The 20,965-nt window shown below is 40.3% G+C and carries 21 protein-coding genes and 1 tRNA gene; 17 read left to right on the forward strand and 5 right to left on the reverse strand.

Going from position 1 to position 20,965, the window contains the following annotated elements; genetic code table 11:
- Positions 1-130: 130 nt before the first annotated feature.
- Together yidC and RYK12_RS00245 are read right to left on the reverse strand one after the other, a co-directional pair.
- On the reverse strand, positions 131-1,057 hold the full coding sequence (gene yidC, locus RYK12_RS00240; protein WP_049551841.1) for a membrane protein insertase YidC: 927 nt from the start codon (positions 1,055-1,057) through the stop codon (positions 131-133).
- 77 nt (positions 1,058-1,134) lie between these two features.
- The gene (locus RYK12_RS00245) at positions 1,135-1,413 is read right to left on the reverse strand and encodes an acylphosphatase (protein ID WP_020903085.1); all 279 of its coding nucleotides are present in this window, start codon (positions 1,411-1,413) and stop codon (positions 1,135-1,137) included.
- Between the two features lie 33 nt (positions 1,414-1,446).
- Between RYK12_RS00245 and RYK12_RS00250 the strand changes: the two genes are divergently transcribed.
- The 11 genes from RYK12_RS00250 (at position 1,447) to RYK12_RS00300 (ending at position 10,275) form a co-directional block, all read left to right on the forward strand.
- Complete coding sequence (locus RYK12_RS00250; RefSeq protein WP_125393138.1) at positions 1,447-2,187, forward strand: RNA methyltransferase; 741 nt, start codon at positions 1,447-1,449, stop codon at positions 2,185-2,187.
- Positions 2,188-2,259: 72 nt separating this feature from the next.
- A complete protein-coding gene (locus tag RYK12_RS00255) occupies positions 2,260-2,943 on the forward strand; it encodes a Bax inhibitor-1/YccA family protein (RefSeq protein WP_023943450.1) in 684 nt (227 codons plus the stop codon).
- A 111-nt stretch (positions 2,944-3,054) separates the two neighbouring features.
- Positions 3,055-4,047 (forward strand): aspartate--ammonia ligase, encoded by a 993-nt coding sequence (gene asnA / locus RYK12_RS00260; protein WP_000748003.1) that lies wholly within the window; start codon positions 3,055-3,057, stop codon positions 4,045-4,047.
- A gap of 64 nt (positions 4,048-4,111) precedes the next feature.
- Positions 4,112-4,651, forward strand: a complete 540-nt coding sequence (gene rsmD / locus RYK12_RS00265; protein WP_314846357.1) for a 16S rRNA (guanine(966)-N(2))-methyltransferase RsmD — start codon at positions 4,112-4,114, stop codon at positions 4,649-4,651.
- Complete coding sequence (gene coaD, locus RYK12_RS00270) at positions 4,641-5,129, forward strand: pantetheine-phosphate adenylyltransferase (RefSeq protein WP_314846359.1); 489 nt, start codon at positions 4,641-4,643, stop codon at positions 5,127-5,129. The genes rsmD and coaD overlap by 11 nt, the downstream gene beginning before the upstream one ends.
- Complete coding sequence (locus RYK12_RS00275; RefSeq protein WP_314846361.1) at positions 5,113-6,150, forward strand: SepM family pheromone-processing serine protease; 1,038 nt, start codon at positions 5,113-5,115, stop codon at positions 6,148-6,150. The genes coaD and RYK12_RS00275 overlap by 17 nt, the downstream gene beginning before the upstream one ends.
- A gap of 57 nt (positions 6,151-6,207) precedes the next feature.
- Positions 6,208-6,438, forward strand: a complete 231-nt coding sequence (locus tag RYK12_RS00280; protein WP_000250396.1) for a DUF1146 family protein — start codon at positions 6,208-6,210, stop codon at positions 6,436-6,438.
- Between the two features lie 23 nt (positions 6,439-6,461).
- Positions 6,462-7,745 carry a UDP-N-acetylglucosamine 1-carboxyvinyltransferase gene (gene murA / locus RYK12_RS00285; protein WP_314846362.1) on the forward strand — a complete coding sequence of 428 codons (1,284 nt, stop codon included), beginning with the start codon at positions 6,462-6,464 and terminating at the stop codon, positions 7,743-7,745.
- Positions 7,738-7,926, forward strand: coding sequence for a DNA-directed RNA polymerase subunit beta (locus tag RYK12_RS00290; RefSeq protein WP_033684807.1), 189 nt, complete (start codon positions 7,738-7,740; stop codon positions 7,924-7,926). The genes murA and RYK12_RS00290 overlap by 8 nt, the downstream gene beginning before the upstream one ends.
- A gap of 38 nt (positions 7,927-7,964) precedes the next feature.
- Positions 7,965-8,789, forward strand: a complete 825-nt coding sequence (gene endA, locus RYK12_RS00295) for a DNA-entry nuclease EndA (RefSeq protein ID WP_261038737.1) — start codon at positions 7,965-7,967, stop codon at positions 8,787-8,789.
- A gap of 154 nt (positions 8,790-8,943) precedes the next feature.
- Complete coding sequence (locus tag RYK12_RS00300) at positions 8,944-10,275, forward strand: hemolysin family protein (protein WP_084864520.1); 1,332 nt, start codon at positions 8,944-8,946, stop codon at positions 10,273-10,275.
- 196 nt (positions 10,276-10,471) lie between these two features.
- On the opposite strand, the gene RYK12_RS00305 is transcribed toward RYK12_RS00300, so the two are convergent.
- Positions 10,472-10,542, reverse strand: a tRNA-Cys gene (locus RYK12_RS00305).
- A 157-nt stretch (positions 10,543-10,699) separates the two neighbouring features.
- Between RYK12_RS00305 and RYK12_RS00310 the strand changes: the two genes are divergently transcribed.
- The 5 genes from RYK12_RS00310 to RYK12_RS00330 all read left to right on the forward strand — a co-directional run bounded on the left by RYK12_RS00310 (position 10,700) and on the right by RYK12_RS00330 (position 17,181).
- Entirely contained in the window at positions 10,700-12,679 is a 1,980-nt protein-coding gene (locus tag RYK12_RS00310) for a peptide ABC transporter substrate-binding protein (RefSeq protein WP_020902007.1), read from the forward strand.
- Positions 12,680-12,745: 66 nt separating this feature from the next.
- Positions 12,746-14,242: an ABC transporter permease gene (locus RYK12_RS00315; protein ID WP_314846364.1), complete on the forward strand. Its 1,497-nt coding sequence runs from the start codon at positions 12,746-12,748 to the stop codon at positions 14,240-14,242.
- Positions 14,242-15,168 carry an oligopeptide ABC transporter permease OppC gene (oppC, locus tag RYK12_RS00320; RefSeq protein WP_000103691.1) on the forward strand — a complete coding sequence of 309 codons (927 nt, stop codon included), beginning with the start codon at positions 14,242-14,244 and terminating at the stop codon, positions 15,166-15,168. The genes RYK12_RS00315 and oppC overlap by 1 nt, the downstream gene beginning before the upstream one ends.
- An 8-nt stretch (positions 15,169-15,176) precedes the next feature.
- On the forward strand, positions 15,177-16,244 hold the full coding sequence (locus RYK12_RS00325; protein WP_000159549.1) for an ABC transporter ATP-binding protein: 1,068 nt from the start codon (positions 15,177-15,179) through the stop codon (positions 16,242-16,244).
- 10 nt (positions 16,245-16,254) lie between these two features.
- Positions 16,255-17,181 carry an ATP-binding cassette domain-containing protein gene (locus tag RYK12_RS00330; protein WP_001291301.1) on the forward strand — a complete coding sequence of 309 codons (927 nt, stop codon included), beginning with the start codon at positions 16,255-16,257 and terminating at the stop codon, positions 17,179-17,181.
- Positions 17,182-17,622: 441 nt separating this feature from the next.
- Here the strand turns inward: RYK12_RS00330 and RYK12_RS00335 are convergent, their stop codons facing one another.
- Both RYK12_RS00335 and RYK12_RS00340 read right to left on the reverse strand, forming a co-directional pair.
- On the reverse strand, positions 17,623-18,501 hold the full coding sequence (locus tag RYK12_RS00335; RefSeq protein ID WP_314846367.1) for a LysR family transcriptional regulator: 879 nt from the start codon (positions 18,499-18,501) through the stop codon (positions 17,623-17,625).
- A 127-nt stretch (positions 18,502-18,628) separates the two neighbouring features.
- Positions 18,629-18,979: a helix-turn-helix domain-containing protein gene (locus RYK12_RS00340; protein WP_000208712.1), complete on the reverse strand. Its 351-nt coding sequence runs from the start codon at positions 18,977-18,979 to the stop codon at positions 18,629-18,631.
- A gap of 272 nt (positions 18,980-19,251) precedes the next feature.
- On the opposite strand from RYK12_RS00340, the gene RYK12_RS00345 reads away from it, so the two are divergent.
- Positions 19,252-20,877: a malolactic enzyme gene (locus tag RYK12_RS00345; RefSeq protein ID WP_314846369.1), complete on the forward strand. Its 1,626-nt coding sequence runs from the start codon at positions 19,252-19,254 to the stop codon at positions 20,875-20,877.
- The last annotated feature ends 88 nt before the right edge of the window (positions 20,878-20,965 follow it).

Below are 20,965 nucleotides of genomic sequence, written 5' to 3' on the forward strand. Positions count from 1 at the left end.
GAGGTTGTGGATAGAACTGACGAAGTCAGTAACATATATACGGCATGGCGAAGCTGACGTGGTTTGAAGAGATTTTCGAAGAGTATGACTTGCAAAAAAGACTTAGCAAACCAGCTAAGCCTTTTTCTTCTTATCTCGAACGTTGTTTTCCAGCGTTGCGATTTTTGTGTTTTTTCTTACTTGTGATAGCAGTTGGTTGTTCAGGAGTAACGTCTTTTCGTCCACTTGGTGTAGAGAAAGCACGTGCTTTTGGTGGGTTCTTGGCTAGTTCTTCACGGACTTTTTTGCGAAGTTTTGGACGAACGATATAGTTGACGATAAACTGTTGGAGAATCATCATGAAACCACCGACAACCCAGTAAAGTGTGACACTAGCTGGTGAGAAGAGGGAGAAGACAACGATCATGAGTGGGCTCATGTAAATCATTTTCTTAATTTGTTCTCTTTGCATTTCATCTTCTACTCCGTGAAGTGAAAGGAGTGATTGAAGATAGTAAAGAATACCAGCGAAGGCAACTAAAATCATACTTGGAGAACCTAGAGGAATGCCTAGGTAGCTTGCTTGAGCAACACCTTCAGTATGTTGGGCAGCAAAGTAGATAGCTGAGAAGAAAGGCATTTGAAGGAGGATAGGGAAACATCCTACACCACCAAACATGCTGATGCCGTGCTCTTTTTGAGCAGCAAAGAGAGCTTGTTGGGCTTCGAGTTTTTCTTCTTGAGTAGTTGCTTCTTTGAGACGTGTTTGGTGTGGCTCAAGGACGTGCTTGAGGGCGTTCATCTTTTCAGAGTGAAGCGTCGCCTTCCATGATTGGTAGATACCAAGTGGCAAGATAATCAAGCGCACGATAATGGTTACGATGATGATACCAACCCCAAAACCAAGTCCCTTGTCATTGGCGAAGTACTTGATAGCTTCAGCCATAGGCGCTCCGATAGTATTCCAAATAAATCCTGTTGGCTGTCCTGTGGCTTTATCGACATTGACACAGCCAGTTAAGACTAGCAACATAGCCACTCCCATAGCTGAGAGTGCAAAACGTTTAATAGATTTCACTGTTTTTATTCCTTCTTTAAAAATTATACCTTTCTATTCTACTGTTTTTTTACAAAATATACAATAGTTCTAGAGACCTAATTTGCGATTTTAAAGTCAGGGTAGGGAGGAAAGTTGCTCAGTTGGACATCTAAGTAGCTGACTTTTGAAAAAGGTGTGGGTCCTTTTCGGATTTCTTGGATAAATTTCGCCATGATAGCAGATGAGTCTGCTTGAGCTAAGATTTCCACTGTACCATCGTCGTTATTCCATACTCGGCCTGTGATGCCACCGATTTCAAGTGCTAAGCTGTAAACACCCCAACGAAAGCCGACTCCTTGTACCCTGCCTTGGGCAATCATTCTAACCTTTTGCATACCAAACCCCTTTGATTGTGTTATAATATTTCTATGACTATTATAACCTCAAAAGCCAATTCTGTGGTAAAAAATGCCAAGAAATTACACCAAAAAAAATACCGCAAGTCTGCTTATTTGATTGAAGGCTGGCACTTGTTTGAAGAAGCTATCCAAGCTGGAGTTACGATTGAGAAAATCTTTGCCCTAGAAAGTTACCGAGATCAGTTAGCCTCGTTTCCGCAAACTGTCTGGGTTTCAGAGGAAATTTTGCTAGATTTGGCGGATTCTCAGACTCCACAGGGCATTGTTGCCGTGGTTCAAAAAGAAGAAGTAGGACAAGCTGATTTGAGTCAGGGTAAGTTCTTGTTTTTGGAAGATGTGCAAGATCCTGGTAATGTGGGAACGATCATTCGAACTGCGGATGCAGCAGGCTTTACTGGAGTAATTGTTTCAGATAAGTCGGCAGATATCTACAGTCTCAAGACCTTACGTTCCATGCAAGGCAGTCATTTTCATCTGCCTATTTACCGGATGTCTAGTCAAGCGCTTCTTAAGGAAACCAAAGAGGCAGGTGTACCTGTGCTGGCAACAACCCTATCTAAAGATTCTGTTGATTACAGAGAACTGGTTCCTATAGAAAATTTTGTATTAGTTATGGGGAATGAGGGGCAAGGAATTAGTCCCCTCATGGCTGAAAGTGCAGACCAGTTGGTTCACATTAGTATGAAGGGGCAGGCGGAGAGTTTGAATGTTGCCGTTGCAGCCGGTATTTTGATTTTCCATTTAAGCTAATTTTAACTTTCTTTGTTATAATCAAGGAAAGATGTTCATACAAGGAAAGATGTTCATAGAAAAGGAGAAAAGATGAATCACACTATTATTCATGACCGCGCAGGTCTCAATCAATTTTACGCTAAGGTTTATGCCTTTGTTGGTCTGGGGATCGGACTATCTGCTTTGGTATCAGGCCTTATGTTGACGGTCTTTCAATCTCAGTTGGTTTACTTTTTGATGCAGGGGCGTCTCTGGTTGACCATTGCTACTTTTGCGGAGTTGGCCTTGGTTTTCGTTGCCAGTAGCATGGCTTCAAAGAATAGTCCAGCGGCTCTTCCAGTATTTTTACTTTACTCAGTATTAAACGGCTTTACCCTCAGTTTTGTGGTGGCCTTCTATACTCCAGGTACAGTCTTATCTGCCTTTGTATCAAGCGCCCTTCTCTTCTTTGTCATGGCGGCAGTCGGTATGTTCACCAAGAAAGATTTGAGTGGGCTTGGTCGAGCGATGATGGCGGCTCTTATCGGTTTGCTGATTGCCATGGTAGTTAATATTTTCTTGGCTAGCGGTTTCTTTGATTATATGATTAGTGTAGCCATGGTTTTGGTTTTCTCAGGGTTGATTGCTTGGGACAACCAAAGAATTCGTCTCGCTTATGAGCAATCACAAGGCCGTGTAGCGACAGGTTGGGTTGTGTCAATGGCTCTCAGTATCTATCTTGATTTTATCAATCTTTTCCTAAGTATTCTACGTATCTTCGGTCGTAATGACTAAAAGGTCTATGAAATCAGTGTTTTGAGTGACACTGATTTTTTTAAAATTTCTCTTTTCTTTTCTTGGAAATAGGTGTATAATGCTTTTAATTAATTTTTTGAGGAGTAGTTTATGAAGAAAAGTTTTATTCATCAACAAGAAGAGATTTCCTTTGTCAAAAACACTTTTACCCAGTATTTGAAAGATAAGTTAGAAGTTGTCGAAGTTCAAGGTCCTATCTTGAGTAGGGTCGGAGACGGGATGCAGGACAACTTATCAGGTGTGGAGAATGCCGTATCGGTCAAGGTTCTCCAAATCCCTGATGCTACTTATGAAGTGGTGCACTCCCTTGCTAAATGGAAACGCCATACCTTGGCTCGCTTTGGTTTCGGTGAGGGTGAGGGTCTCTTCGTCCACATGAAGGCCCTTCGTCCAGACGAAGATTCGCTGGATGCGACCCACTCTGTTTATGTTGACCAGTGGGACTGGGAGAAGGTTATCCCAAATGGTAAGCGTAACATCGCTTATCTAAAAGAAACCGTTGAGAAGATTTACAAGGCCATTCGCCTTACTGAGCTAGCTGTTGAAGCCCGCTATGACATCGAGTCAATCTTGCCCAAACAAATCACTTTTATCCACACAGAAGAGTTGGTAGAACGCTACCCAGACTTGACACCAAAAGAGCGTGAAAATGCTATTTGTAAAGAATTTGGAGCAGTCTTCTTGATCGGTATCGGTGGTGAATTACCAGACGGTAAACCGCACGATGGACGTGCACCAGACTATGATGACTGGACAAGTGAGTCTGAAAATGGCTACAAGGGTCTGAATGGAGATATTCTTGTCTGGAATGAGTCTTTAGGTGGAGCCTTTGAGTTGTCCTCTATGGGAATCCGTGTAGATGAAGAAACGCTTCGTCGTCAGGTTGCCATTACAGGTGATGAAGACCGCTTGGAATTGGAATGGCACAAGGCTTTGTTGAATGGCCTATTCCCATTGACAATCGGTGGGGGAATTGGACAATCTCGGATGGCCATGTTCCTACTTCGCAAGAAACACATTGGAGAAGTGCAAACAAGTGTTTGGCCTCAAGAAGTCCGCGATACTTACGAAAATATTTTGTAGAGAATCGAACCGCAAGGTTCGGTTTTCTTTCTCTTTTCGCCTATAATTTGGTATAATAAACGGTATGAAAATCGTATCAGGAATCTATGGGGGACGTCCCCTCAAGACACTAGAAGGAAAGACGACAAGACCTACTTCGGATAAGGTTAGGGGAGCCATTTTTAACATGATTGGTCCCTACTTTGAAGGGGGACGAGTTTTGGACCTTTATGCAGGTAGTGGTGGTTTATCTATCGAGGCAGTATCGCGTGGCATGTCCAGCGCTGTTTTGGTGGAGCGAGACCGTAAGGCCCAGGCTATCGTGGCTGAAAATATTCAGATGACCAAGGAAGTTGGAAAATTTCAACTCCTCAAGATGGATGCAGAAAGGGCATTGGAACAGGTACCTGGGGAATTTGACCTCATTTTCTTAGACCCTCCTTATGCCAAGGAACAAATCGTAGCAGATATTGAAAAAATGGCTGAGAAAGAGCTTTTTTCTGAAGATGTCATGGTCGTGTGTGAGACGGATAAGGCCGTTGAACTTCCAGAAGAAATTGCCTGTCTTGGCATCTGGAAGGAAAAGATTTATGGAATTAGTAAGGTGACAGTCTATGTCAGATAAGATTGGATTATTCACAGGCTCATTTGATCCGATGACAAATGGGCATCTGGATATCATTGAACGGGCGAGCAGACTCTTTGATAAGCTCTATGTCGGTATTTTTTTTAATCCCCACAAACAAGGATTTCTCCCCATAGAAAATCGTAAACGAGGGCTAGAAACGGCTTTGAAACATTTGGGAAATGTTGAAGTCGTGTCTTCTCATGATGAATTAGTGGTTGATGTTGCAAAAAGACTGGGGGCTACTTTCCTAGTGCGGGGTTTAAGGAATGCGTCGGATTTGCAATATGAAGCCAGTTTTGATTACTACAACCATCAGCTGTCTCCTGATATAGAGACCATTTATTTACATAGTCGACCTGAACATCTCTATATTAGTTCATCAGGCGTTAGAGAGCTTTTGAAGTTTAGTCAGGATATTACCTGCTATGTTCCCGAGAGTATTTTGGAGGAAATAAGAAATGAAAAAAAAGATTAGATGGCCCTTATATGTCATTGCGGCCTTGATAGCAACTTTCTTGGCATTTGTAGTGCCCTTGCCCTATTATATAGAGGTTCCAGGTGGTTCGGAAGATATTCGCCAAGTCCTTAAAGTCAATGACACAGAAGATAAGGAAGCTGGTGCCTATCAATTCGTTACGGTTGGTGTTCAGCATGCCACTTTAGCCCATATGATTTATGCTTGGTTGACGCCTTTTACAGATATTCGTAGTGCTCAGGAGACTACAGGTGGATCTTCCGATATTGAATTTATGCGGATCAATCAATTCTACATGCAAACATCGCAAAATATGGCCAAGTATCAAGGGCTAAAAACAGCTGGTAAGGATATTGAACTAAAATATCTTGGGGTTTATGTTTTGACTGTGACCGATAATTCGACCTTTAAAGGGATTCTCAACATCTCTGATACGGTCACAGCAGTCAATGATCAAACCTTTGACAGTTCCAAAGACTTGATTGATTACGTCAATTCTCAAAAACTAGGGGACTCCGTCAAGGTCACCTATGAAGAGGATGGGCAAACCAAGTCTGCAGAAGGTAAGATTATCACCTTGGAAAATGGCAAAAATGGGATTGGAATCGGATTGATTGACCGTACAGAAGTGACCAGTGATGTGCCAATTCGCTTTTCAACAGCCGGTATCGGTGGCCCAAGTGCTGGTCTCATGTTTAGTCTGGCTATCTATACTCAAATAGCTGACCCAGGCCTTCGTAATGGCCGCATTGTTGCCGGTACAGGAACCATTGACCGCGATGGGAATGTGGGGGATATTGGAGGTATTGATAAAAAAGTTGTAGCCTCGGCTAGAGAAGGTGTCGCGATTTTCTTTGCCCCTGATAACCCTGTTAGCGAAGAAGAACAAAAAGCGCACCCGGATGCGAAAAACAACTACCAAACTGCCCTAGAAGCAGCTAAAACAATCAAGACAGATATGAAAATCGTGCCAGTTAAAACCCTACAAGATGCAATTGATTACTTGAAAAACAATCCCTAGTTTTTGAGTGAAGTTTCCAAACTAGCGCACAAACAGAGAAGATGGTATAATAGTCAAATGGTTCAATTATTATTCACTCTAAGCAGTCATATGCTCTTTATTTATGTGAGTTTTTACCTTTTAAAGGATCTTGTTAGATGGGAAAAGGTTTTAAAAGTGACAACTGAGAATACAGGAAAAGTTCGTTTACTAGTAGCCTTTTTCAGTATTGTCATGGGCTACATCATGAGTTCTTTCTTTATCAGCCTGTATCAGTTGTGGCAAGAAGCGCTTAGAGGATTATTATAAAATCAAATGTAAAGGAAATAAGTATGGAAAAAATTGTGGTTCAAGGTGGCGATAATCGTCTGGTAGGAAGTGTTACGATCGAAGGAGCAAAGAATGCAGTTTTGCCCTTGTTGGCAGCGACTATTCTAGCAAGTGAAGGAAAGACCGTCTTGCAGAATGTTCCAATCTTGTCAGATGTTTTCACTATGAATCAGGTAGTTCGTGGTTTGAATGCCAAGGTAGATTTTGATGAAGAAGCTCATCTTGTTGAGGTGGACGCGACTGGCGATATCACTGAGGAAGCTCCTTACAAGTATGTCAGCAAGATGCGTGCATCTATCGTTGTCTTGGGACCAATTCTTGCCCGTGTAGGTCATGCTAAGGTATCCATGCCAGGTGGTTGTACGATTGGTAGCCGCCCTATTGATCTTCATTTGAAAGGTCTAGAAGCTATGGGGGCTAAGATTAGTCAGACAGCTGGTTACATCGAAGCCAAGGCAGAACGCTTGCATGGCGCTCATATATATATGGACTTTCCAAGTGTTGGTGCAACGCAGAACTTGATGATGGCGGCTACCCTGGCTGATGGGGTGACAGTGATTGAAAATGCTGCGCGTGAGCCTGAGATTGTTGACCTAGCCATTCTCCTCAATGAAATGGGAGCCAAGGTTAAGGGTGCTGGTACAGAGACCATTACCATTACCGGTGTTGAGAAACTTCATGGTACGACTCACAATGTAGTCCAAGACCGTATCGAAGCAGGAACCTTTATGGTAGCTGCTGCCATGACTGGTGGTGATATCTTGATTAAAGACGCTGTCTGGGAGCACAACCGTCCCTTGATTGCCAAATTGCTTGAAATGGGAGTGGAAGTGACAGAGGAGACTGAAGGAATTCGAGTTCGCTCTCAACTAGAAAATCTAAAAGCTGTTCATGTAAAAACCTTGCCCCACCCAGGATTTCCAACAGATATGCAGGCCCAATTTACAGCCTTGATGACCGTCGCAAAAGGCGAATCAACTATGGTGGAGACAGTTTTCGAAAATCGTTTCCAACATCTAGAAGAAATGCGTCGCATGGGCTTGCATTCTGAGATTATCCGTGATACAGCTCGTATTGTTGGTGGTCAACCTTTGCAGGGGGCAGAAGTTCTTTCGACTGACCTTCGTGCCAGTGCTGCCTTAATTTTGACAGGTTTGGTAGCACAAGGAGAAACTGTAGTCGGTAAATTGGTTCACTTGGATAGAGGTTACTACCGTTTTCATGAGAAGTTGGCACAGCTAGGTGCTAAGATTCAGCGGATTGAGGCAAGTGATGAAGATGAATAAGAAATCAAGCTACGTAATCAAGCGTTTACTTCTAGTCATTTTGGTACTGTTTTTAGGTGCTCTAGCCCTAGGTGTCGGCTTAATGGTAGGTTATGGAATCTTGGGCAAGGGCCAAGATCCATGGGCTATCCTGTCTCCAGCAAAATGGCAGGAATTAATTCATAAATTTACAGGAAATTAGGCTGGAGAACCAGTCTTTTTCTAGAGATAAGGAGAAAAATGGATAAAAAAACAAGACAGACACTAATCGGACTGCTAGTGTTATTGCTTTTGTCTGCAGGGAGCTATTATATCAAGCAGATGCAGTCGACAGCTAATAGTCCCAAAACCAAGCTTAGTCAGAAAAACCAAGCGTCTGAAGCTCCTAGTCAAGCATTGGCAGAGAGTGTCTTAACAGACGCAGTCAAGAGTCAAGTAAAAGGGAGTCTGGAGTGGAATGGCTCAGGTGCTTTTATCGTCAATGGTAATAAAACAAATCTAGATGCTAAGGTTTCAAGTAAGCCCTACGCTGATAATAAAACAAAGACAGTGGGCAAGGAAACGGTGCCAACCGTAGCAAATGCCCTCTTGTCTAAGGCTACTCGTCAGTACAAGAATCGTGAAGAAACTGGGAATGGTTCGACTTCTTGGACTCCTCCAGGCTGGCATCAGGTTAAGAATCTAAAGGGTACTTATACCCATGCGGTCGATAGAGGTCACTTGTTAGGCTATGCCTTAATCGGTGGCTTGGATGGTTTTGATGCCTCGACAAGCAATCCTAAAAACATTGCTGTTCAAACAGCCTGGGCAAATCAGGCGCAAGCCGAGGATTCGACTGGTCAAAACTACTATGAAAGCATGGTACGTAAGGCCTTGGATAAAAACAAGCGTGTCCGTTACCGTGTAACCCTTTACTACGCTTCGAATGAGGATTTAGTTCCTTCAGCTTCACAGATTGAAGCCAAGTCTTCAGACGGAGAATTGGAATTTAATGTTCTAGTTCCCAATGTTCAAAAAGGACTTCAACTGGATTACCGAACTGGAGAAGTTACTGTTACTCAGTAAAATACAAAATAAACTCCTATGTCACTTGTGGATGTAGGGGTTCTTTTTTGGACAATTTAAGTAGAACTAGAATAGACACTGAGAAAAAATAATATGTACTGGACTATATTTTGTGATATAATAGACGGTAAGATACTATTTTAGGAGAAGAACTATGGAAGACCCAAGTAGTCAGAATTTGTTGCTACAATTTGTTTTATTGTTTATCTTGACGGTGTTAAATGCCTTTTTCTCAGCCACAGAAATGGCCATGGTGTCACTAAATCGTGCGCGGGTTGAACAAAAGGCAGAAGAAGGAGATAGACGCTATATCCGTCTGCTGAAGGTACTAGAAAATCCTAACCACTTTTTATCAACCATTCAAGTAGGGATTACCCTGATTACGATCTTATCAGGGGCGAGTTTAGCAGAAACTCTAGGACGAGAAATTGCATCTTGGCTTGGAAATGGTGAAACATCTTATGCTGTTGCAAGTTTTCTGTCTTTAGCATTTTTGACTTATATTTCCATCGTTTTTGGGGAATTGTATCCTAAGAGAATCGCTCTTAATCTAAAGGATGCCTTGGCGATTCGTACAGCGCCAGTTATCATTGGGCTGGGGAAACTAGTTAGTCCCTTTGTTTGGCTCTTGTCTGCATCTACCAATCTCTTGAGTCGCTTGACTCCGATGACCTTTGACGATGCTGATGAAAAAATGACCCGTGATGAAATTGAGTACATGTTGACAAATAGTGAAGAAACACTAGATGCTGACGAAATTGAAATGTTACAAGGAATCTTTTCACTGGACGAATTAATGGCCAGAGAAGTCATGGTTCCTCGAACGGATGCCTTTATGGTAGATATTCAGGATGATAGTCAAACCATCATCCAAAGTATTTTAAAACAAAATTATTCTCGTATCCCTGTCTATGATGGGGATAAGGACAATGTGATTGGGATTATTCATACCAAGAGTCTCCTTAATGCGGGCTTTGTGGACGGTTTTGACAATATTGTTTGGAAGAAAATCTTACAAGATCCTCTTTTTGTTCCTGAAACTATTTTTGTGGATGACTTGTTAAAAGAACTGCGCAATACCCAAAGACAAATGGCGATTTTGTTAGATGAATACGGTGGGATGGCTGGTTTGGTGACCCTAGAAGACCTCTTAGAGGAAATCGTTGGGGAAATCGATGACGAAACAGATAAGGCTGAAATCGAAGTTCATAAAATTGGAGAAGATACTTATATTGTTCAAGGTACCATGAATCTCAATGATTTTAATGACTACTTTGATGTTGAACTGGAAAGTGATGACGTTGATACCATCGCTGGTTACTATTTGACAGGAGTTGGGACCATTCCAACGACTGAGAAACTCAGTTATGAATTAGTCAGCCAAAACAAACAACTTATCCTAACCAATGATAAGGTGAAAAATGGACGTGTTACCAAGGTAAAAGTCCAAATTACCGAAGTTGAAATAGAAGAAGAAACAGAGTAAACTAGAGGCTTTTGTCATCATGCGTGACAAAGCTTTTTTCAGTTGATTTTAAAAGGGAATAGTATCCTCGAAAAACTCAGTCCCCAAATCCGCCCCAAAACTTTTCTAAATCTATCCTTATTTATCCAAAGAAAAAGAAAAAGCCCTTCAAATTGGGCTTTCTGTTCATGTGAAACCTGATAAATCAAGTTATAGAAGGCGGTAGACGGATTTGAACCGACGATCAAGCTTTTGCAGAGCCGTGCCTTACCACTTGGCTATACCGCCTTAACGTTTATTATTATACCTTGAAAATGATTTTCAGTCAATAGCTTTTTCAGATTTTTTGTGTCAATAAGCCTAAATATTCTGAAAATTCGTTTACTTTTCTTGAAATCTATGGTATAATTGATGATAACCTATACTTTATCAGAGGAGTAAATAAATGAAAAAAAGTAGAGTCTTTGTTGCAGCAGGAGTTGCTTTATTGGCAACAGGTGTGTTAGTAGCTTGTGGGAATTCAAAATCATCTGATTCGACAGCTCCAAAAACCTATGGCTATGTCTATTCGGCTGACCCAGAAACATTAGATTATATTATTTCTGGAAAAGAGAGTACGAAAGTGGCTACTTCAAACGGGATCGATGGCCTCTTCACAAATGACAAATACGGGAATTTGACTCCTGCGGTTGCAGAAGACTGGTCTGTATCAAAAGATGGATTGACATATACCTACAAAATTCGTAAAGGTGTCAAATGGATGACATCCGATGGTGAAGAATATGCCGAAGTGACTGCTAAAGACTTCGTGAATGGATTGAAACATGCGGCAGATAAGAAATCAGAAGCTCTATATCTAGCTGAAACTTCTGTTAAAGGTTTATCTGATTATTTGGCTGGGAATTCAAAAGATTTCTCTACAGTAGGTGTTAAAGCGGTTGATGACTATACTCTTGAGTATACTTTGAACCAACCAGAACCTTACTGGAACTCTAAGATGGTTTATTCAATTTTCTGGCCATTAAACGAAGAATTTGAAAAATCAAAAGGCTCTGATTTTGCTAAAGCGACAGATCCTACATCATTGCTATATAATGGACCTTTCTTGCTTAAAGGTTTGACTGCTAAATCTTCTATCGAATTTGCTAAGAACGAGCAGTACTGGGATAAAGAGAATGTTCATTTAGATACAGCAACACTTGCATATTTTGATGGTTCGGACCAAGAATCACTTGAGCGTAACTTTACAAGTGGAGCTTATAGTTTTGCTCGTCTTTACCCAACAAGTTCAAACTTCTCAAAGGTAGAGGAGTCATACAAGGATAATATTTTCTACACTCCGTCAGGAGCTGGTATTGGAGGTTTAGGTGTAAATATCGATCGACAAAATTACAAATATACATCTAAAACGACAGATGAAGAGAAAACATCTACTAAGAAAGCTCTTCTTAACAAAGACTTCCGCCAAGCCTTGAACTTTGCCTTTGACCGTACAGGTTATTCTGCTCAAGTTAACGGTAAAGAAGGTGCTCCTCTCGCAGTTCGTAATTTATTTGTGAAACCAGACTTTGTGACTGCAGGCGAAAAAACTTTCGGTGACTTGGTTGCTGAAAAAGTTAAGACTTATGGAGATGAGTGGAAAGATGTAAACTTTGCTGATGGTCAAGACGGTCTCTTTAACGCTGACAAAGCTAAAGCAGAATTTGCTAAAGCTAAAACTGCTCTGGAAGCAGAAGGTGTGAAATTCCCTATCCACTTGGATGTTCCAGTAGACCAAACCTCTAAAAACTTTGTCGCACGGATTCAGTCGTTCAAACAATCAGTTGAAAAAGTTTTAGGCGAAGAAAATGTTGTCATCGATATTCAACAAATTTCTAAAGATGAATTCTTTAATGCGACTTATTATGCTGCTAATGCGGCAGCTGAGGATTGGGATCTTTCAGGTGCGGTTGGATGGAATCCTGACTATGAAGATCCATCAACTTACCTTGATATCCTTAAATCAACTAATAGTGAGCAAACGAAAACTTATATGGGGTATGATGACCCATCAAATGCAGCTGCAGCTAAAGTTGGTGTGAAAGATTACGATAAATTGCTTGATGAAGCTGGAAAAGAAACAAGTGATCTTAACAAACGTTATGAAAAATATGCTGCTGCTCAAGCTTGGTTGACAGACAGTTCACTCTTCTTACCAGCTATGTCTTCTAGTGGTGCTGCACCATTCATTTCTCGTGTTGTACCATTCTCAGCTTCTTATAGCCAATCTGGAGACAAAGGTTCAAATCTCTACTTCAAATATATTCAGTTACAAGACAAAGTTGTAACAAAGGCTGATTATGAACAAGCTCGTGAGAAATGGATTAAAGAGAAAAAAGAATCAAACGAAAAAGTTCAAAAAGAATTGACTAAACACGTTAAATAAATAACTCTCAAGGGAACTTTCTCTCCATGAGGAGAAGGTTCTTTTGGGATTTAAAAAGGAAACGATATGAAGAAATATATTTTTATGCGTGTCTTGCGGTCATTGGTTTCTATCTTCTTAGTAACAACCTTGACTTACACGATTATCTATACAATGGTTCCTCGAAAATTGATTTTCAAACAGGATACCAACTATAACAAGATTGCGACAACTGCTGATAAGCGTGATAACTATGAGAACACTGTTTATGAGCGTATGGGCTATATCGAGTACTACGATACCAAGGAATTGCAAGAAAAAGCCAGCCAGATGGATGCCTCTGTAACAGTTGAAGCTAATGACACCAACAAGGCTATCTATGAAAAATACATCAAACAAATCGGTCATGGTTGGACCTTGGGAGAATTTACTGAAAGTGGCCAATTCTACGCTACTCGTGAAATCCCAATTTTTGAACGTGTTTTTCACTTCTATGCTAACTTGATTGACATTGACCATACAAATAAAATTCAAGACCCTGAAAATCCAGACTTGAAACGTTACCTTCGTTTCGAAAACGATCCAGCGATCGGATGGTCATTGGTTGGTTCAGGTACTAAACACAAATATCTCTTGTACTTCAACAGTCAGTTCCCGTTTGTGCATCAAAACTTTGTGAACATCAATTTAGGTGACTCTTATCCAACCTATGCTAATAGCCCTGTTTTACAGGTTATTACTCAAGGACAAGGACAAACAAAAACATCTCAAGTTCAGTTCCCAACAGGTAAGAAAACTTCTTCTGTAAATATTTACTCAAGAACCTATAAATCACCTAGTCAGGCTGATTCTCGTGAAGTAGCAAACTACGGAAAAGATGATCCTTATACAGCTACAGAAAGTAACTACCAATATCCTTCAATGATTGCCAGCTCTGCTGTTGTTGGATTGATCGGTTTGGTGATTTCTTATGCGATTGCCGTGCCACTTGGTTCAGCTATGGCTCGCTTCAAGAATACTTGGATTGATAGCTTCTCAACAGGGGTTTTGACCTTCTTGATGGCCCTTCCAACCATTGCTTTGGTTTACATTGTTCGTTTGATTGGATCATCAATTGGTCTTCCAGATTCATTCCCTATTTTGGGTGCTGGAGATTGGCGTTCGTATGTTTTACCAGCAGTTATCCTTGGTTTGTTGGGTGCTCCTGGTACAGCTATTTGGATTCGTCGTTACATGATTGACTTGCAATCACAAGACTTTGTTCGTTTTGCTCGTGCCAAAGGTTTGTCTGAAAAAGAAATTTCAAACAAACACATCTTTAAAAATGCCATGGTTCCGCTGGTTTCAGGAATTCCTGGTGCTGTTATCGGGGTTATCGGTGGTGCAACCCTTACTGAAACAGTCTTCGCTTTCCCAGGTATGGGTAAAATGTTGATTGACTCTGTAAAAGCATCTAATAACTCTATGGTTGTTGGTCTTGTCTTCATCTTTACATGTATTTCTATCTTCTCACTTCTTTTGGGAGATATTTGGATGACGATTATTGACCCACGTATTAAATTGACTGAGAAAGGAGGCAAATAATGTCTACAATCGATAAAGAAAAATTTCAGTTTGTAAAACGTGACGATTTTGCCTCTGAAGCCATTGATGCGCCAGCTTATTCATACTGGGGTTCAGTGTTTAGACAATTTATGAAGAAAAAATCAACTGTAGTCATGTTGGGAATCTTGGTAGCCATCATTTTGATGAGTTTCATCTACCCAATGTTTTCTAAGTTTGATTTCAATGATGTCAGTAAGGTAAACGACTTTAGTGCTCGTTATATCAAGCCAAATGCTGAGCATTGGTTCGGTACTGACAGTAACGGTAAATCGCTCTTTGACGGTGTCTGGTTCGGAGCTCGTAACTCTATCCTCATTTCTGTGATTGCGACAGTGATTAACTTGGTTATCGGTGTTTTTGTCGGTGGTATTTGGGGAATTTCAAAATCAGTTGACCGCGTGATGATGGAAGTTTACAACGTCATCTCAAACATCCCATCTCTTTTGATTGTCATTGTCTTGACTTACTCAATCGGAGCTGGATTCTGGAATCTGATTTTTGCCATGAGTGTGACGACATGGATTGGGATTGCCTTCATGATCCGTGTGCAAATCTTGCGTTATCGTGATTTGGAATACAACTTGGCGTCACGTACTCTGGGAACACCAACCTTGAAGATTGTTGCCAAAAATATCATGCCTCAATTGGTATCTGTTATTGTGACAACGATGACTCAAATGCTTCCAAGCTTTATCTCATACGAAGCCTTCTTGTCTTTCTTCGGTCTTGGATTACCAATTACAGTGCCAAGTTTGGGTCGTTTGATTTCGGATTATTCACAAAACGTAACAACTAATGCTTACTTGTTCTGGATTCCATTGACAACTCTTGTCTTGGTATCCTTGTCCCTTTTCGTAGTTGGTCAAAACTTAGCGGATGCTAGTGATCCACGTACACATAGATAGGAGTAGAAATGACAAAAGAAAAAAATGTAATTTTGACTGCTCGCGATATTGTCGTGGAATTTGACGTTCGTGACAAAGTATTGACAGCCATTCGCGGCGTTTCCCTTGAACTAGTTGAAGGAGAAGTATTAGCCCTGGTAGGTGAGTCAGGATCAGGAAAATCTGTTTTGACAAAGACCTTCACAGGTATGCTTGAAGAAAATGGTCGCATTGCCCAAGGAAGTATTGACTACCGTGGTCAAGACTTGACAGCCTTGTCTTCTCACAAGGATTGGGAACAAATTCGTGGTGCTAAGATTGCGACTATCTTCCAGGACCCAATGACTAGTTTGGACCCAATTAAAACAATTGGTAGTCAGATTACAGAAGTTATTGTAAAACACCAAGGCAAAACAGCTAAAGAAGCGAAAGAATTGGCGATTGACTACATGAATAAGGTTGGGATTCCAGATGCAGATAGACGTTTTGATGAATACCCATTCCAATATTCTGGAGGGATGCGTCAACGTATCGTTATTGCTATTGCCCTTGCCTGCCGACCTGATGTCTTGATCTGTGATGAGCCAACAACTGCCTTGGATGTAACCATCCAAGCACAGATTATTGATTTGCTAAAATCTTTACAAAACGAGTACCATTTCACAACAATCTTTATCACCCACGACCTTGGTGTGGTAGCAAGTATTGCAGATAAGGTAGCAGTTATGTATGCAGGAGAAATCGTTGAGTATGGAACTGTTGAGGAAGTCTTCTATGACCCTCGCCATCCATATACATGGAGTCTCTTGTCTAGCTTGCCTCAGCTTGCTGATGATAAAGGGGATCTTTACTCAATCCCAGGAACACCTCCGTCACTTTATACTGACTTGAAAGGGGATGCCTTTGCCTTGCGTTCAGACTATGCAATGCAGATTGACTTCGAACAAAAAGCTCCTCAATTCTCAGTATCAGAGACGCATTGGGCTAAAACTTGGCTTCTTCATGAGGATGCTCCAAAAGTAGAAAAACCAGCTGTGATTGCAAATCTTCACGATAAGATCCGTGATAAAATGGGATTTGCCCATCTGGCAGACTAGGAGGAAGGAAATGTCTGAAAAATTAGTAGAAATCAAAGATTTAGAAATTTCCTTCGGTGAAGGAAGTAAGAAGTTTGTCGCAGTTAAAAATGCTAACTTCTTTATCAACAAGGGAGAAACTTTCTCGCTTGTAGGTGAGTCAGGTAGTGGGAAAACAACTATTGGTCGTGCTATCATCGGTCTCAATGATACAAGTAATGGAGATATCATTTTTGAAGGTCAAAAGATTAATGGTAAGAAATCGCGTGAACAAGCTGCAGAGTTGATTCGTCGTATCCAGATGATTTTTCAAGACCCTGCCGCAAGTTTGAATGAACGTGCGACTGTTGATTATATTATTTCAGAAGGTCTTTACAATCACCATCTGTTCAAGGATGAAGAAGAACGTAAAGAGAAGGTTAAAAATATTATCCGTGAAGTGGGGCTTCTTGCTGAGCACTTGACTCGTTACCCTCATGAGTTTTCAGGTGGTCAACGTCAACGTATCGGTATTGCCCGTGCCTTGGTGATGCAACCAGACTTTGTTATTGCGGATGAGCCAATTTCAGCCTTGGACGTTTCTGTGCGTGCCCAAGTCTTGAACTTGCTCAAAAAATTCCAAAAAGAACTTGGTTTGACCTATCTCTTTATCGCCCATGACTTGTCTGTCGTTCGCTTTATTTCAGATCGTATCGCAGTTATTTACAAGGGTGTTATTGTAGAGGTTGCAGAAACAGAAGAATTGTTTAACAATCCAATTCACCCATATACTCAAGCCTTGCTTTCAGCGGTTCCAATTCCAGATCCAATCTTGGAACGTAAGAAGGTCTTGAAGGTTTACGACCCAAGTCAACACGACTATGAGACTGATAAGCCGTCTATGGTTGAAATCCGTCCAGGTCACTATGTTTGGGCCAACCAAGCCGAATTGGCACGTTACCAAAAAGGATTAAACTAATAATGGTTTTATAATTTCCATGTCAACTTTTGTGGAAATTATAAACCTTTTTTTGTTGGACTGATTTGAAAAAACTTTGAAAGAATTTTCGAAAGAAATAGAATTCTTAGAAAATCATTAAATTATAGTGAGATGAAATAAAATCTGAACAACTCGATTAGGAAAGTCAAATTAATTTCTAGAAAAGTTTTAGAAGTCGCGACGTATTACTCTAGCTTCAATCTACTATAGTCTAATACTCTTCGAAAATCTCTTCAAACCACGTCAGCGTCGCCTTATTGTATATATGTGACTGACTTCGTCAGTCTTATCTATAACCTCAAAACAGTGTTTTGAGCAGCCTGCGGCTAGCTTCCTAGTTTGCTTTTTAATTTTCATTGAGTATAATATCTACAATGTAAAAAACTCTAGCTATCAGTTCATTGATAGTTAGAGTTTTTTCTATTCATATGATTTAAGGAGTTTAAATAAAGCTTCTATTTCTGATGACGGTGTAGCTGATTTAAGGTAAGCGTAATAAACTGTAAAAGTTATCTTGTCCTTCGGTATAAGAGGAATTTTTATTAAATCATCATCTTCATCAGAAAGTGCGATATCAGCCAGTAAACTAAGGCCAATCCCTTTCTTTAAAAGTTCTTTAAGGATGGCAATGTCATCAGTCTTAAAGAATATTTCTGCCTTGTTTTGATGCTTTTGATTAAGCGTTTCAAAAGCTTTCAGGTGAACAAAGTGTTCGTCTAAGAGTATAAAGGATTGATCTACTAATTCTTCAAAAGCGAGGGAAGGAGCAGTGGCAAAAGGATGGTTCTTAGATAAAACGACATACAGTTCTTTATGAAATAACTCGTGTGTCTCTATTGAAGGATAATTGAGAGGTTCAATCAAACCGAGTAGGCTTGCATTAAGGTCTCCCTTAAGGAGAAGGTTTAATAACTCTACGGAGCCACCGCGGATAGGGCGTATCTTTTTTAAAAAATCAAATTTATCTTTTTCGTTTAAGGCAGCAAAGAGATACTGAATGATAATAGGAGGGAATCCTACAGTAGAGTATTGTGCCAAGGAGCGATTAATTTCTTTGCGAGTAGAAATGACCTCAGGTAAAATCAGCTCTGTATGCTTTAGAAGGATTTGTCCTTGAGGAGTTAGCTTGAAGGAACGATGCGAGGGGTCATGGTGAATCAATTTGCAGTTAAAGGATTCCTCTAAGCGCTTGATAGCATAAGAAATAGATGGTTGGCTGACTTTATGTTGTTTTGCTACTTCCGTATAGGATTGAAGCTGGCAGAGGTCATAAAAATATTGTAGATCTTTTAAATTCATATGGGTTCACTTTCATTAGTTGGAGAAGGAAAATAAGTGGAAAACAGCAGATAAATAATTTTTATCCGTATCCTACAATTTGACTATACGAGTATTCACCAGTTAAAATGTAAGTGAGTCAGGGATCTCAAAGATTATCTAAGATACTTTCAAAAATGACCAACATTTTTTCTCGTTTATCAATAGGGAGCTGTTTAATCTTCATGTTGATTCTTTTGAGTGAAAGATTGTCACTCTTATCAGAGGTTGATTCAAGGCTATCAAAATTGAAAAATTCCTCTGGGGTCATTTCTAGGGCGTCAATCACTTTTTCAAGACTGTGAATGGTCAGATTCACATTTTGGTTTTCAAGTTGATTGATATACTTAAGCCCGAGTCCTGCTTGTTCCGAAAGTTCTTCCTGGCTCATTTTATTCTGTGTTCGAAAATATTTCACTTTTTGGGAAATATATTGTTGTAAATAGTTTTTAGTTGTCATATAAATAGAATACAAGTTTTATATGACAAAAAACACCTTAAAAAATACAAAGTATTACATAACATACCTAGATGATATTTATTTTAATTAGGATTGTCAATTTGTATGATTGGTTTATTTTACTCGAAACTTTTAGTAAAGAGAGATCATCGAGAGTTTGATGAGTTCAGAAATTTATAACATATGCGTATACAATTGTATTATTTAAACAACAACGTTTTACGAACAATTCGTTTCATGTGGTATAATATAAGTAAAAAGGAGCTTGCACTATGACTGCACATGATATTTTAAACAATCCTTTCCTCAATAAAGGTACTGCCTTTACCTTAGAGGAGCGAAAGGAACTAGGCCTTATTGGTTTACTGCCACCGTATGTTCAAACGATTGAAGAACAAGCGGCGCAAACTTATGCACAAATGCAAACAAAAGCCAATGATTTGGAAAAACGTCTTTTCCTAATGGAAATTTTTAATACCAACCGGACTCTTTTCTATTACCTCTTTTCTCAACATTTGGAGGAATTTAATCCAATTGTATACGATCCAACCATTGCAGATACCATTGAAGGCTATAGTGATCTTTTTGTAGATCCCCAATATGCGGGATATCTTGATATTAATCATCCTGAAAATATTGAAGCTACTTTGAAAAACGCTGCCGGGGGTCGCGAGATTCGTCTCATTGTTGTAACAGATGCAGAAGGAATCCTTGGAATTGGCGACTGGGGAACAAATGGTGTCGATATTTCTGTTGGGAAATTGATGGTCTATACGGGTGCTGCTGGAATCGATCCTTCGATGGTCCTTCCTTTAGTCATTGATGCAGGGACTAACCGTGAAGAACTTCGTAACAATCCTAATTACTTAGGAAATCGTCACGAACGGGTCCGCGGAGATCGTTACTACGACTTCGTTGACCAATTCGTTCAAACAGCAGAACGTCTCTTTCCTAAACTCTACCTTCACTGGGAAGACTTCGGCCGCTTGAATGCTGCCAATATTCTTGAAAAATACCGGAAACAAATTCCGACCTTTAATGATGATATTCAAGGTACAGGAATCGTTACCTTGGGTGGTATCTTCGGTTCGCTGGATATTAGTGGTGAAAAATTAACAGATCAAGTTTATCTCTGCTATGGTGGTGGTACTGCGGGTGCAGGAATTGCCTCTCGTGTTCTTCGTGAAATGGTAAGTGAAGGTCTTTCTGAAGAAGAAGCCTATAAACGGTTCTTTATGGTTGATAAACAAGGTCTTCTCTTTGATGACATGGATGACTTGACACCAGAGCAAAAACCATTTGCTAAGAAACGTGCTGACTTTAGTAACGCAGATAAGTTGACTGATCTGCTTGAAGTAGTGAAGACTGTGAAGCCAACCATTCTTGTAGGAACTTCAACTCAGCCTAATACCTTCACTAAAGAAATAGTAGAAGCTATGTGTGAAAACACAGAACGTCCAATGATCTTCCCTTTGTCAAATCCAACTAAATTGGCAGAAGCTAGCGCCAAAGATTTGATTGAATGGTCAGATGGCAAAGCTTTTGTCGCAACAGGAATTCCTGCTGATACGGTTTCTTATAAAGGTGTAGACTATGTGATTGGTCAAGCAAATAATGCCCTGATTTACCCAGGTCTTGGTCTAGGTATGCTGGCTTCTGAAGCAAGTCTTTTGACTGATGAAATGATTGGAGCAGCGGCGCATTCATTGAGTGGTATTGTCAATCCAGGCCAACCAGGAGCTCCTGTCTTGCCACCATTCAAGTATGTAGCAGATGTTTCTATTAAAGTAGCAGAAGCAGTCGCTAAAAAAGCACAAGAGCAAGGTCTTGCACGCGCTAAGGAAACAGATATGGCCAAAGCAGTTCGTGATTTGAAGTGGTATCCAGAGTATAAATAATTCATTTCTGTTGCCTATCCTCGGGATACTTGGCTTATTTTGGATATGTTAGCAATCTACAGAGTTGATAACCGAAAAGTAAAGAGAT

It is taken from the genome of uncultured Streptococcus sp., assembly GCF_963518475.1.
Taxonomy (GTDB): Bacteria; Bacillota; Bacilli; order Lactobacillales; family Streptococcaceae; genus Streptococcus.